This window comes from Acinetobacter sp. 1124_18A, from assembly GCF_052824995.1.
Genome location: NZ_VTDF01000005.1, coordinates 266627 through 280589 on the forward strand (window position 1 = coordinate 266627; position 13963 = coordinate 280589).

Sequence of the window (13963 nt, forward strand, 5' to 3'; positions counted from 1 at the left end):
TGTTTAATTTATTAGATTATTTTATCTTTTGCTTCTGCCCCTTTAAAGGGGCAGAATTTTTTTTATGCTATTTATTTTTATACATCACAAAATTCAGCACAATCAGCTATTAGAGCTTTCTATTTTTTAAAAGCACCACTAAGTAAACCACTGCAATCTCATCTGGTAGTTAAGGTTATCCTAGATAATACTACGATGAATTAACTAAACAGCATTACAACCATAACCGTTTTTATAATCCTGTATTAGATCGTTATATGGAGCCTGACCGTATTGGTTTAGAAGGTTGGTTGAATCCTTATATTTATGTTGGTAATGATCCTATTAACAATGCGGATACTACAGGATTAGGCCCCATCTCTAAAGTAACAAGAGTTCCCGCTGATTTTATTATTAAGCAAGCTCAGCAGGAAATTCGCCTTATGAATGGTTCTAGGGCTGGTACAATTTATAAAGGGGTGGAATTCTCAAAAAACGGTTTTCCTATTTTTACTCCATATGCGAAAGCAATTGTGAAACTAGATAAAGGACAAAAAGGAAACTATACCAGTGATTTTACAGAGGCTAATCGCCTTGCTAAATTTGGGAAAACACCAGAAGGTTATATTTGGCATCACTATGAGGATGGTGTAACCATGCAACTTATTCCACTTGAAATTCATGATGCGGTAAGGCATAGCGGTGGTGTAGCAGTTGTTAATAGAGCGAAAACCGTTGCTTTGACTTCTCTAATCAGTATATTAAGTTTCTCAGCAAATGCAGCAGAAGTTATTGATCCTACGACTTATTTATATTCAAGTGGAGGTCCTTCTTTCTTGCCCCCAAATCCTCCGCCTAGTAAAAAATAGGAACAGAATATGACCAATATTACAGATGAAATTATCAATAGTTTTGAGGAAAAAATTGGCAGCTCGTTACCTGAAGATTATCAAAATTATTTAAAAAGATATAATGGAGAAAAACCAGAGAAAACTTATTTTAATATTTCTAGTCAAATTGGAGACTCTAAAGTTCATCTCTTTTATGGCTTTTTTCAACCTAATTACAAGGATGTTGAATGGAAGTACTCGAATTTTAAAGACTTTGTAAATATGAAAAATTTTCTTGCAATTGGTTGTGATGAAGGAGGAAATCAAATTGCTTTAAACCTTACGAATAATAAAATTTATTTTATTGGTATGGATCAAGCACTAGATATTTGTATAGCAGAGTCTTTTACTGATTTTATTAACCATTTGCAGATTCCTCCTTATAGAGATGGATTGGATGAATTTTTAAAGACAGGAAGTTTAGATGATTTGAAAAAAATGATAGAAAAGGATAAATCTATTATTGATGAAAGAGATGATTTGGGGAGCTCAATTCTAGAAAGTGCTGTTATTAATATTCGCCCAGAGTTTGTTGAATATCTTATCCCTTTTTTTTCGAAAGAAGATATTAAAATAGCTCTCAAGACTGCTATCAGAAATTCTGAATTCTTTAATGGGTATGATGTAATAATCTCTTCATTAAGAAGCAAACTTAGTTCTTAATTAAAATATGCTTAGTTGCGAATTAAATTCAAGGCTAAGCATACAATTTTCAGTATGGGCTTAGAAGGTGAATTGAATCCTTATATTTATGCAGATGGGAACCCTATTGTAGATGGATTGAATTCTCGAATTGGTAGAATTGCAGCTATTCGCCCTATGTCTGATCCTCTTATTAGTGCTAACGTTACAAGAATTGAGACAGAAATTAGACGCTTTGACCCTAACTTTAGATATCAAAAGTTAGTACCCTCTTGGCAACCAACTTACAATGTTAATGATGTATTATTCTTACAGAATAGATTATTTCAGTTTCAAGCAAGAAGACAAACAGAAATAGATAATTTAATCAGATCCGCAAACCAAATTTATAGTGAACAAGGTATTACTGCCCTTATTAGAGCTTGGGATAAACATGCAGGACGTCAAGGAGTCCGTTTTAATGCTGATAACTCTTTCTCCGGTTTACTAGATCCTAAATGGAATAAATAGATATGTCTCTTCCCCCTAATTTCGAAATTATTTTTGCCAGCAATATTGAATTTGAATTCTTAACGGTTGAAGTTTATTTTTATAGTTACAGAATTTTTCAATTAAATCGAGAAAATGGTATTGGGAATATTGAGATAGATTTTCTCTTAGATTTAAGAGCCATTCCCAATCAAATAGATATTAAATTCTCATTAGAGGATTTCTATAAAGTCATAGAAATCGCCAAAAATGATTTAATAAATTATGATAAAAAATAAGAAACCAAATATATTATTTTTGTTGAAAATTAATTAGACTTATAAAAGAGTAGTTTATTAATAAGCCACCCTTTTGGTTAAATATCCGTCGATTTTTCCAGTACTATTAATAAGTATTCAAATGGTAACTATCTAGCCACAGGAGTCGTAACTTTTCGCCCAGATACATATAGTTGGAAACCTGATTATGGACGTTTTGTTCAAGATACAGGAATTAAAACTTTTAGCTTAATCTTGGGTAATACTCCTTCTGTAAATTATAGAAATAATATTTATAATGAAGAAATGCCTATATCTTAACCAAGAACTTATTGGTTTGTAACACCTGGGAAGTGGAAGTAATAATTTGAATATTGAGTGTAGTGTAACTCGCTACACTCTGGAGAATATAGTGAAGTATTTAAAATATATACTAATTTTATTGATTTTTTTTGGTCTATTAATTTTCTTTTTTGATTGGAAAACTAAACTCAATACATTTATTAAATATAATCATATTTTTAAAGCATTATATTTGGGTGAGATTATGAAGAAAAAGAATATGATTATGGAGAGTTGTTCTTATGGAAAAGTCAAAGATATTAACTTAAAAGCTATTAATCTAATAGATCCTATAAATAGAGGAAGAGTCCAATATCATGCGAATTGTATTAAAGATGCTAAGTTAGTTTATATAGGTATATATCAAAATGACTATGGAGTTGCTACCTATAGATGTTATGAGAAAGATTTAGTTCTTGAATATAGTTGGACAGATTTTCAAGATTCTTGCTCTATTTTGGAAGTAAAAAAAGAATGGAATATTCCTGAAAAAGAAACTATTCATTCATTAAATACTCCATAACTAGAGTCAATAAATGATATGTTTAATAGTTCCACATGATCAAGATGCTGTGGAAAAACATAATTATGGTGAAGAAGATCCGAAGACCATGACAATAGTCCCATTAGAAGAAGATAAGATTAATACCTTGTGGGATATAGGTTATTTTGATGACTTAAATAGTAAATTTGGATTAATGATTAGCACAGGTGAGGATGAGAAAATTACTGGCCAAGAAGTTTTGAAAGATGTACTTAGTACTACAAATCAATATATAAGTGATTATCCAGATATTGAATATTTATTTATTCTGAAGTCTTTACTTGAAATGGCATTAGAAAAAGAGACAGAATTGAATATTTATATATAGAGAATATTCGGACTCTAGTAATCAATTATTTTTAATAGAAGAGTATAAGTGAATGTTTTGTAACTTAGCTTGTCACTAAATTTTAACTTGATATTTAACAAAGGTAATTTTAGAATCCGCCCAACTAATTTTTAGGAGCTTCAATGTGAGTACTTGCTCGAGTGACGGTAGTCGATCGGTAATAGTCTAAGTATCCACTGAAGTCCTTACAGACCTCTTTTTGTGGATGCAAGAAGAGGTTTTTTATTTTTATCTTTTCATTTCTATTATTAGCCCATGATTTAATCATGACGGGTTGCAGTACTCGCATATGCTCCATAACTTATGGGAGTGATGCCAGTGGTATTTACTTTAAAGAAACGCTCACTTATTTCAGGTTTCTGTTTATTGGCTTTATCTAACGCTAGCCATAGTGGACGACCTATGGTTGTTGACGATGCAGCTCTTGTTTCACCAAAAACCTGTCAACTCGAAACATGGATGCAGCATAATCCTGACAACAAAGAATATTGGGCAATGCCTGCCTGTAATTTTGGTGGCAATTTTGAGTTTGCTGTAGGGCTGGGAAGAGTAAACGATGATACTGAGCACGTCAGCTATGCAACCTTACAAGGTAAAACCTTATTAAAGCCTTTAGAAACCAATGATTGGGGAGTTGGTTTTTCTTTTGGCACTCAAATGAATACTAAAGATTCTTCTAAGAAAGATTGGACTGTTAACGTTCCATTAAGTGTTTCTACTTTCGATGATAAATTTTTAATCCATGCCAACCTCGGTTGGTTACATGAAAATACCACGCATAAAAACCAGACCACGTGGGGAATTGGAACCGAAACACAACTTACTCATCCATTAACGCTCACTGCCGAAGTATATGGTAATGACCGAAACGACTCCTTTTACCAGACAGGTTTTAGATACATGGTCTATAAAGACTTTGTTCAGTTAGATGCAAGTTATGGCAATCAAATCTCTCATCAGGATAATGCTTTTTTCTCTGTCGGATTTGTATTCCTAACAAATGCATTTTTACCTTGATGATTTAGAAATATCTTTATCTATCAAAAAATCTGACAGATTCTAATTTTTGATATCAGATAAATACATTTATCCTAACTGAACTTGAGCACAACCTTTTGAAGTGCTCCTCTTTATGGTTAGATTTTTAGGTATTTAAAAAATGAATAAAATGCACGTAACTTTAGCGGTAATTATTGGCTTAATTGTTGGTGGAGTAATCGGCGCTCTAGGTTACTCTAAAACTGCTGCACGTTATGACGCGATGACCACAGCATGTGTAATGGTAAACCAAGCTGTTGAGCATGGGATCTTGAAACCTGAACAAGTAAAAGAGCTAGGTGAGTTCACAGGTCAAAGCCTTAAAAAAGATTATGAATCTGTTGCATCCAAATTTAAATTCTCTGAAAAGCAATTAGGTAATGCATCTGAAGGTTCTAATTGTAGTCAGTTTATTGTTGGGGTGAATGCCGCAAAATAATGAGTAGGAAGCCCACAGTGTGTGGGCTTTTTTATATTAAAATGCATTTATACCAGTTAGTTCAGCTGATAAGCCCCATAATCGTTCAGCTTGTTCTGAATCAAGCGCATGAGGTTTTACTCCCGCAAAAGTCAATTCTGCACTAGTATTTAACTTAGCTATATCGCAATCTTCACAATATAAGCCTCCAAATAATTTTAATTCGGGTGCTGTAGCGGCCCATAATGTAGTCGCTGCACCTTGTTGACGAGTCTTTAGATTGCTAACTGTAGAGTTTCCTTCTTTATCAATCCAACCCATTGCAAACATTTCTTCATGACTTAAATGACGTTGAAGTGGGGTAGAGATTCTTCCTGGATGAATTGAAAATGCTTGTACATTATAATTTTTACCAAGTTTGTCTAAGTGCACACTAAATAGAGAATTCGCTGTTTTAGCTTGTCCATAAGCTAACCATTTATCATAGCCTTGTTTAAAGTTAATATCATTCCAACGAATGGGAGAAATTTGATGACCTGCTGATGACAATGTAATGACACGTGCCCCCCCATTCAATAGTGGCCACAGTTGGTTAGTCAAGGCAAAGTGACCTAAGTGGTTAATTGCAAATTGAGATTCCCACCGATTCCCTACATAAGCCTCAGCACAAGCCATCACACCAGCATTATTAATAAGAATATCAATATGATTTCCTTGATCTAATATACGTTGAGTGAATTGATAAACACTATCTAGATCTGCTAAGTCTAAAGCCTCAATTTGAATACCAGAAATATCATTTGTAGCAGCTTTCGCTTCTTCAACATTTCGAGAGGCGACAGTAACAATTGCACCTGCATTTACAAGGGCTCGGGTAGTTTCTAATCCAATACCCGAATGTCCACCAGTAATGATGACATTTTTATTTTTTAAATTTATATCAGCCAAAACATCTTGTGCTGAGCTATTTATATCGAATTTTGAGCCTAATGGATATTGAAAGATATATTGTGCATTTTTCATTTGATTTACTTCTATGTTCAATAAGACATAAAGCAGTATGGACAGTAATTATTGGATAAACCATAATCAAAAAGCCAACTTCCTTTTTTAATCGTTCGGAATTTTCTAGATGGATGCTTTATCAAATGTACTATCTTTATTAAAAATTAATAAAAGTAAAGTAACCGGTTTAGATGCGGGTGGGGACTGGGCCATTAGTTTTCCAGCATTTGAGGGAATAAAATTTAATACTATTTTAAAGGGGCATTGCTGGATCAAATCAGAAGATGAACAAAATCCTCTTCTTTTTGAAGAGGGGGATTGTGCTCTGCTTACAAGAGGCGAGCCATTTATAGCAACGAATAATCTTAATTCACCCGCAGTCGATTCTTCTTGTGTTTATGATGGAAAGGGGGGGAAGATTACCGTGTGGAACGGTGGAGGAGATTTTTTTCTAATTAGTATTAGTTTTGATTTTGATGGGGATATTGGAAGTATGCTCACAAAAGCTCTTCCCCCCTTTGTACATCTAAAAAATGCTTCTAATCAAGTATCAGTTCTACAATGGGCGATTCAACAACTTAGTATCGAATTAATGGAAGATACCTTAGGTAATGAACTTATGACTAATCATTTAGCTCAGATTATGCTTTTACAAGTTTTACGATTTTGGTTAGGTCCGGGTCAAGAAAGGTATACTGGATGGTTGGCTGCACTTTCTGATCAACGTCTTGTCCGATCAATGAATGCTATGCATATGAAGCCTGATTATCCATGGAGTGTTGCAGAATTAGGAAATATTGCTGGTATGTCCAGAACCTCTTTCACGGAACATTTTCGTAAAGTAGTGGGTCAATCCCCGATAAACTATTTAATAGATTGGCGAATGCAGCTCGCGGTTGATATGTTAATTCGAAGTGAAAAGAAAATCCTGAATATTGCTTATGAAGTAGGTTATCAGTCAGAAGCTGCATTTAGTACTGCATTTAAACGTATATTTAGCTGTTCACCTACTCAATATCGTACTGCTCGATTAGATACCTCTAAACAGCTATAATAATGCTCGCCAAAAAAAATCTAAGCTAAGCTTGCTCTAAAGGCAGGCTTATTGTATGTGTAAATCTGCTAGGAAATATGAAACGTTATCTAAAGCAAATTGAATCAACCACTTCTAACTGGACAACAGAGCAAGACTGTTTCTTGATAGAAAATAATTCTCTCCCAATTCACGAACTCACAGAACACTTGCCTTTTTCTGAAGAAGAAATAAGAGTGCGTAGATCTGTTTTGGGTTTGATGCGACGTGATAAACAGATGAAAACATATTAATTTTACCAATTGGTATAAAATAATATGAAAGTAAATGTTTCTAATTATCTCTATTCAACCATTCATTTTGTGGATGAGTTATCAAAACCATAATTTTTTTAGGTGTTTTTTAGGCTGTCTTTACATAAGATGCTAATTACTTACAAACCGCACCTATAAGATTACCTTTACTTACACTTCTTTGAGCATAATCAAAGTCATAAAAGATTTTTAGATCAGCACTTTATAACAATAGTACGGAGAGAGGTTAATGCCAAAGTATTTAGCTGTAGCCGAAAAGGTTTATAAAAATATTAAAAAAGATAGCTTATTCACTGATGACATTACTCAGAATCTTAACTGTTTAATTAGTCAGATTCGAAAAGCGATCAAGGGAACTGAGTTTAAGCTCAAGTTCAACTATATAGATTTTGAAGAGAACTTAACCAAACCTTTAAGTGAATGCAAAGTTCAAATTGACTTGAGTGTCATGCCAAAATTTGCAAATGAAGGAGAGTATCTTCTATGGTTAGCTGGTTTTATTGAACGAATTACGGAAGGTGGAAAACCTAAATTGCCACCAATTTCGCAATTTCTTCCACCAGGTTTTAAGATGTCGAAAGATGCATTTCCCGTATCTGTAGCTCCTCAAAAAGAAGAGCATGCAGACATGATTATCAATTATTTTAAATCTGAAGATTTTAGTAAAACCAATAAAACTCCCTCATAAAAAGAATGTAGAAGTGACCGTCCACCACACTTCTATATACTGCTGGTTTAACTTCAGCGACCGCCTTCTGGGGCGGTTTTTTTTGTCTTAATCTCATCCTAACTAACTTTTAATATTGTCTAAATTTAGATTTTAGAAAATATTAAATGTATACAAATGTGCAAATATCTATTGAATTATAATAAATAACAATATCTTAGTGATATTTGTTAATAAAGAAAAATATACGGTTTTCACATAAGCAATGTGTCAAGTAACGCAATTAAACATTTAGCTGTTCATAATCTTTAAAAAAAGGGGAATATAAATAATATGAATGAAAATGCCGAGTTAATTAAATACATAGACGTTGCTGAAAATGTATATGAACGTATTTATGAAAATAACCAAGTTTCAAATAACTTGATTGTTAACCTCAATCGAATTATGGCGGAAATCAAAAAGCAGGCCGAAGTAAAAGACCTGAGGTTAAAATATAAATCGATCGACTTTGAATATTGTTTGAGTCTACCTTTGGCAGATCGAGATATAAAAATTGACCTGAGTTTGATTCCTCACTTTGAACACCGCGATGAGTGTATTTTATGGTTAACAAACTTTATTGGAAAAATTAGTGTGCAAAAAAGGATGATAAGGCAGAAACTAAATTATCATTAAAATGAATTAGATTTTAAATGCATGAACGAACCGTCTTTAGACGGTTTTTTGTGGGTGAAATATATAATATGATTTATCTTAGATTGACATTCCATAATTAGAAAATGACATAGAGCGCTTTAAAATGAAAAAGCTTGTAATGACTTTTGCTGTATTAATTCAACTATCGACCTATAGTGTAGCCAATGATTCCACGGGCTATGTCGGTACGGGTGGGATTCAATATCTCAAAAATTCGCAGATTGCGATGCAAAGCGAAGATCTATTTATTAGTAAAAAACTGATTAAAGTCGATTACCTCTATAAAAACCTAAGCAATAAAGATGTTACTGAAACCATTTTATTTCCACTACCGCGCATTGATAATTTCTTTGAGTCTGATTTTGCCCATACAGAAGAACTTCTAAAAAGTTTTAAGATCGTGGTGGATGGAAAAAATATAAAACCGGAAATGCATGTCAGAACGTTTATTCAAAAAGATGAAAAATCGCCTCTGATTGATGCAACGGATGAGTTTAAGCAATGCGGTTTTAATGAAAAAGATATGCTCAACCCGTGGCTACGTAATAACTATGATTATGAATATTATGTAGATAAGCTAAAGCAATGTAATAAACCACAAATACAGAAAATTTTAGCCAATTTTAAAAAAGATGATGTAATCCCTTGGTCATCTCAAGTGATCTATAGTTGGAAGCAAACCTTTAAAGCCAATAGTTTGACTAAAATTCACCATGAATATAAACCTTTGGTGGGTGGTTCTGTTGCCTTATATCCCGAGGAAGATAGCCGACAATTTTGTATGGATAATCAATTTAAGCAGGGCTTAAAAAAAGCCAGTGCAGAAAATTCACCATTTAGTGCTTTGGGCTATATTTTGACGACGGGTGCAAATTGGGCAAAACCAATTGAAAATTTTAAGTTAACCATTGAGCGTGATAAAGGTGAGCTAGTTTCATTTTGTTGGGATGGGCAAGTCAAAAAAATTAGCCCAACTCAATTTCAAATGATCAAAACCAAGTTTGTACCAAAACGAGACTTAGACATTATTTTTGTGAGAGTGAAATAAGCCACACTCAAATAAAAATGAATAAATGGCTAGCCTAATCACGTTAAGAAATTCCATACTATAAAAGTAGAGGGATTTCTAATGTGGGATGAAACGTGAATTTAAAGAATCTGGAAGCTTTTTATTGGGTTGTGACTTTAAATAGCTTCAATAAAGCTGCAACTAAATTGCAAACCACTCAGCCTGCGGTATCTCAAAAAATCACATCTCTTGAAAATGAATTAGGTTTTAAAGTTTTAGACCGAAGTTTGCGAAAATTTAAACTGACGCACAAAGGTATGACATTATTTAAATATGCCGAAAAATTTATGCGTCTAGAAACAGATTTAGTCGCAGAACTGACCGAAAACCAGCATCTAACTGGCATCATTCGTTTGGGAGTTTCAGAAACCATTGTTTATACATGGTTAGTTGAATATATCGAAAAGGTTCAACAAGAGTTCCCGAAAGTTTCAGTAGAAATTGTGGTAGACCTGACGCCTAACTTACAAGAAGGTGTGCGTACAGGTGATTTGGACATGGCCTTTTTACTTGGACCAACTTTGGCTTTTGAATGTATTGAACAGGCATTGTGTGACTTTGAGCTGAGCTTTTTGGCTTCACCGTCATTTAAGGGCTGTGTGGCTCAAATGTCTTTTAAAACTCTCATGTCTCATACCATTTTAACTTATCCCAAAATTACCTATCCCTATAAAGAATTGAAAGCCAGAATGAAAGAACAAGGAATTGATGAACCACTTTCAATTACCAGTTATTCATTGGCAACTCTGTTGCGTTTAGCTGAGCAGGGCTTAGGCATTGCTGTCGTGCCGACCTTAACCGCTTTAAAAGAAATTACAGATGGTCGACTGGAAATATTAAATACACCGATTCAGTTAAAGACCTTTCATTTCACCTCGATCTACATTCAAGGTAATGACGTTGCCTTGAAAGAAAAATTGACAGAGGTTGCGGTTAAAGTCTCGGAAAGTGCCATGAAAAGCCTCAATGAGAAAATCCAAAAATAAGCGCTGTTATTATTTTTCATAAAATATTTTTTCTTATTTTAAATAGGCTGCTTGCATGCAAAGTCATAAAAGCAGCTTATGAAGTTTGATAAGTAAAACTTATCCTGATTTTTTAATAAATATTAAATGTTTTAAAATCAAATATTTGGTTTTTTATTTTTATGTAAAAAGTCTTATTGTCCGTAGGGATTAGCTATGTTTTTATTTTAGATACAAGATTTGATCACCGATTGTGTTGATTGGGGAACAGGGAATCTTTGTCATTTAAAAGGATTAAAGAATATTGTTTGGGAAAAATGATGTTCTTGGTTCAACTTGCAAATAGCGTTGTTAAGCTCAAATGGATGAGGAACGCATTAATATGTCTTTACTGAAATCTTCTTTTTTATCAGATCGCCAATGGGCCATTGTTGCCTCAATCTTTATGATGGCGACCTCTGCAATGGGGCCCGGATTTTTAACCCAAACTGCTGTATTTACAGTGAAGTTAGGCGCGGCATTTGGCTTTGCCATTTTAGTTTCCATTCTGATTGATTATGTGGTTCAACAAAATATTTGGCGAGTGGTCACACTCACTCAAATGCGTGCATCGGATATTGCCAATAAAGCAATTCCCGGCAGTGGCTACTTACTGGCATTTCTGGTCATTCTAGGTGGTTTTTTCTTTAGTATTGGTAACATTGCAGGTGCGGCTTTAGGTCTAAATGCGCTTTTTGGCCTAGACACAAAGTGGGGCGGTATTTTAAGTGGTGCGTTAGCCATTTTGATTTTTGCCTCAAGAAAAGCAACGCTTGCCATGGATAAAAGCATGATCGTGTTGGGATTGCTTAAAATTCTCCTGATCATTATTGTTGCCGTTATTGTGATGCCTCCTGTGGGACAAGCTGTACATCAGACCTTTGCTCCAGATCAGATTGACTTTGCCATTATTACCACCATTGTGGGGGGTACGGTTGGTGGTTATATCTGTTATGCAGGCGCACACCGTTTACTCGATAAAGGTGCTGTTGGCCCTGAAAATATTGATGAAGTCGCTAAAGCTGCAACCAAGGGCATTATTGTTGTCGGCATCATGCGCTATGTGCTGTTTTTAGCATTCTTAGGTGTAGTGGTGAGTGGTGCAAATATTGATTTAGCCAGCCATGACGCCAATCCGGCAGCTCAAGCATTTCAATATGCAGCGGGCACATTTGGTTTTAAATTATTTGGTTTAATTTTCTGGGCAGCCGGCATTAGTAGCACCATTGGCGCAGCATATACTTCTGTGTCGTTCTTTAACGTGTTTAAAAAGAACTTAACACCAAAGCAAAACAACTATACGACCATTACCTTTATCGCATTGGCTTTATTGCTCTATGTATTATTGGGCGCAACTCCAGCAGGTCTACTCATTTTTGTGGGTGGTTTTAACGGTTTAGTGTTGCCAATTGGCCTTACAATTTTTGTGTATGTTGCTGCGTGTCGTAAAGATTTAATGGGTAATTATAACTATCCAAAATGGTTACTTATTTTGGGTGGATTAACATGTCTGTTGACGTGGTGGATGGGCTATATGTCGTTTACGACAGTGTTTAACTATTTGACTAAGCTTTAAGCCAGACTTTGTTAAGTAATAAAGGAATAATGCCATGTTTGTAGATTTAAATAGTGATTTGGGTGAGAGCTTTGGCTCATGGAAAATGGGCAATGATGACCAGATTTTACCCGTCGTGACCAGTGCCAATATTGCTTGTGGCTTCCATGCAGGTGATCCGCTCGGCATTTTAAAAACAGTTCGTAAAGCAGTTGAGCTTGGTGTGACCGTGGGTGCTCACGTGTCTTACCCAGACCTTGTTGGTTTTGGCCGCCGTAATATGGATTTGTCACGTGACGAACTGATTGCCGATGTGCTTTACCAAATTTCTGCACTCGATGGTTTGGCAAAAGTGGCAGGCTCAAAAGTGCAATACGTTAAACCGCATGGCGCGCTCTACAACACCATTACACATGACCAAACTCAGGCAGCCGCAGTGATTGACGCGATTAAAATGTATAACCCTGAACTGGTGCTAGTGGCTTTGGCTGGATCAAACTTAGTGGAACAAGCACGCGCGGCTGGTTTAAAAGTTGTGTCCGAGGCTTTTGCTGACCGTGCGTATAACAGTGATGGTTCATTGGTATCTCGACGTTTAGAAGGTGCGGTTTTACATGACTCGGCATTTGTTGCCAGTCGTGTGGTTTCAATGCTTAAAAATGGTGGAGTTGAGTCAATTGACGGTGTATTTACCCCAATTCAAGCCGATACCATTTGCCTACATGGCGACACTGACGGTGCGCTTGAGATGTCGGCAGCCATTAAAGCTGAGCTTGTAAAAAACAATATTGAAATTCGCCCATTTGTAAACAAAGCATAAGGATGAGCACCATGTATAAGGATATTAAAGTCGACCCAGCTCAGCTTGAAGCCGCTTTAGATGCGCGTTTAAAAATCCGTGCAGGGTTTGATAAACCAACAGCAGGCATGGCTGCGGGTATGACACAGGTCAACATGATTTCGGTGCCAAAAGAGTGGGCTTACGATTTCCTTCTTTACGCACATCGTAACCCGCAAAGCTGCCCAGTGCTTGATGTGCTCGAAGAAGGCATCTATGCAACAAAGCTTGCTGCAGACTCAGACATCCGCACCGATTTCCCACGTTATCGCGTTTGGAAAGATGGAGAAATGGTTAATGAAGTGACCGATGCAAGCGAGATTTATAATGCCCATCCTGATTTGGTGACTTTCTTAATTGGTTGTAGTTTTTCGTTTGAAACAGCTTTGCAAGAAGCGGGTATTGAAGTTCGCCATATTCATGATGACACCAATGTACCGATGTATCTGAGCAATATTCAGTGCCAGCCAGCAGGGCGTATTTCTGGAAATATGGTGGTTTCAATGCGACCGATTCCATCTCATCAAATTAGTGAAGCAGTAAAAATTACCGCGCGTATGCCAAGTGTTCATGGTGCACCTGTGCATATCGGGCACCCTGAAAGCTTAGGGATTTTGGACGTAAACAAGCCTGATTTTGGTGATGCTTCTCGTATTGAAGCGGGTGAAATTCCAGTGTTTTGGGCATGTGGGGTAACACCGCAAGCGGCAGTCATGAACTCGAAAATTCCTTTTGCCATTAGTCATGCACCGGGTCATATGTTTATTACCGACATTCCTGACCGTGCTTGGATTGGCTAATTGGACTAAAGAAGAATTAAAAGGATAAGCA

The 13963-nt window shown here is 35.6% G+C and carries 18 protein-coding genes and 1 pseudogene; 18 read left to right on the forward strand and 1 reads right to left on the reverse strand.

Annotated elements, in window-relative coordinates:
- Positions 1 to 188: 188 nt before the first annotated feature.
- From FY048_RS12645 to FY048_RS12685, 9 genes and pseudogenes are all read left to right on the forward strand, one after another.
- A pseudogene (locus FY048_RS12645) lies at positions 189 to 353 on the forward strand (RHS repeat-associated core domain-containing protein); the annotation flags it as partial.
- Positions 354 to 422: 69 nt separating this feature from the next.
- Positions 423 to 848, forward strand: a complete 426-nt coding sequence (locus FY048_RS12650; RefSeq protein WP_446091397.1) for an HNH endonuclease — start codon at positions 423 to 425, stop codon at positions 846 to 848.
- A gap of 9 nt (positions 849 to 857) precedes the next feature.
- On the forward strand, positions 858 to 1532 hold the full coding sequence (locus FY048_RS12655; protein ID WP_446091362.1) for an SMI1/KNR4 family protein: 675 nt from the start codon (positions 858 to 860) through the stop codon (positions 1530 to 1532).
- A 54-nt stretch (positions 1533 to 1586) separates the two neighbouring features.
- Positions 1587 to 2021 carry a hypothetical protein gene (locus FY048_RS12660; protein WP_446091363.1) on the forward strand — a complete coding sequence of 145 codons (435 nt, stop codon included), beginning with the start codon at positions 1587 to 1589 and terminating at the stop codon, positions 2019 to 2021.
- Between the two features lie 2 nt (positions 2022 to 2023).
- Positions 2024 to 2278, forward strand: coding sequence for a hypothetical protein (locus FY048_RS12665; RefSeq protein ID WP_446091364.1), 255 nt, complete (start codon positions 2024 to 2026; stop codon positions 2276 to 2278).
- Between the two features lie 391 nt (positions 2279 to 2669).
- Positions 2670 to 3122, forward strand: coding sequence for a hypothetical protein (locus tag FY048_RS12670; protein WP_446091365.1), 453 nt, complete (start codon positions 2670 to 2672; stop codon positions 3120 to 3122).
- Between the two features lie 49 nt (positions 3123 to 3171).
- Positions 3172 to 3471: a hypothetical protein gene (locus FY048_RS12675; RefSeq protein WP_446091366.1), complete on the forward strand. Its 300-nt coding sequence runs from the start codon at positions 3172 to 3174 to the stop codon at positions 3469 to 3471.
- A 333-nt stretch (positions 3472 to 3804) separates the two neighbouring features.
- The gene (locus tag FY048_RS12680; RefSeq protein ID WP_446091367.1) at positions 3805 to 4509 is read left to right on the forward strand and encodes a hypothetical protein; all 705 of its coding nucleotides are present in this window, start codon (positions 3805 to 3807) and stop codon (positions 4507 to 4509) included.
- 142 nt (positions 4510 to 4651) lie between these two features.
- Positions 4652 to 4969: a hypothetical protein gene (locus FY048_RS12685; RefSeq protein WP_446091368.1), complete on the forward strand. Its 318-nt coding sequence runs from the start codon at positions 4652 to 4654 to the stop codon at positions 4967 to 4969.
- A 36-nt stretch (positions 4970 to 5005) separates the two neighbouring features.
- Here FY048_RS12685 and FY048_RS12690 read toward each other — a convergent pair whose 3' ends face one another.
- Entirely contained in the window at positions 5006 to 5971 is a 966-nt protein-coding gene (locus FY048_RS12690) for an oxidoreductase (RefSeq protein ID WP_446091369.1), read from the reverse strand.
- Between the two features lie 109 nt (positions 5972 to 6080).
- Between FY048_RS12690 and FY048_RS12695 the strand changes: the two genes are divergently transcribed.
- The 9 genes from FY048_RS12695 (at position 6081) to FY048_RS12735 (ending at position 13932) form a co-directional block, all read left to right on the forward strand.
- Positions 6081 to 7007, forward strand: a complete 927-nt coding sequence (locus FY048_RS12695; RefSeq protein ID WP_446091370.1) for an AraC family transcriptional regulator — start codon at positions 6081 to 6083, stop codon at positions 7005 to 7007.
- A 77-nt stretch (positions 7008 to 7084) separates the two neighbouring features.
- On the forward strand, positions 7085 to 7279 hold the full coding sequence (locus FY048_RS12700) for a hypothetical protein (protein ID WP_035364364.1): 195 nt from the start codon (positions 7085 to 7087) through the stop codon (positions 7277 to 7279).
- A gap of 250 nt (positions 7280 to 7529) precedes the next feature.
- On the forward strand, positions 7530 to 7988 hold the full coding sequence (locus FY048_RS12705) for a hypothetical protein (protein ID WP_003650983.1): 459 nt from the start codon (positions 7530 to 7532) through the stop codon (positions 7986 to 7988).
- 312 nt (positions 7989 to 8300) lie between these two features.
- Positions 8301 to 8645, forward strand: a complete 345-nt coding sequence (locus FY048_RS12710) for a hypothetical protein (RefSeq protein WP_446091371.1) — start codon at positions 8301 to 8303, stop codon at positions 8643 to 8645.
- A gap of 124 nt (positions 8646 to 8769) precedes the next feature.
- A complete protein-coding gene (locus tag FY048_RS12715) occupies positions 8770 to 9714 on the forward strand; it encodes a DUF4424 family protein (RefSeq protein WP_446091372.1) in 945 nt (314 codons plus the stop codon).
- Positions 9715 to 9809: 95 nt separating this feature from the next.
- On the forward strand, positions 9810 to 10721 hold the full coding sequence (mumR, locus tag FY048_RS12720; protein ID WP_446091373.1) for a LysR family transcriptional regulator MumR: 912 nt from the start codon (positions 9810 to 9812) through the stop codon (positions 10719 to 10721).
- A 340-nt stretch (positions 10722 to 11061) separates the two neighbouring features.
- The gene (locus FY048_RS12725) at positions 11062 to 12315 is read left to right on the forward strand and encodes an NRAMP family divalent metal transporter (protein WP_003650999.1); all 1254 of its coding nucleotides are present in this window, start codon (positions 11062 to 11064) and stop codon (positions 12313 to 12315) included.
- A gap of 34 nt (positions 12316 to 12349) precedes the next feature.
- Positions 12350 to 13114 (forward strand): LamB/YcsF family protein, encoded by a 765-nt coding sequence (locus tag FY048_RS12730; protein ID WP_446091374.1) that lies wholly within the window; start codon positions 12350 to 12352, stop codon positions 13112 to 13114.
- A 2-nt stretch (positions 13115 to 13116) separates the two neighbouring features.
- Entirely contained in the window at positions 13117 to 13932 is an 816-nt protein-coding gene (locus tag FY048_RS12735; RefSeq protein WP_446091375.1) for a putative hydro-lyase, read from the forward strand.
- Positions 13933 to 13963: the final 31 nt, after the last annotated feature.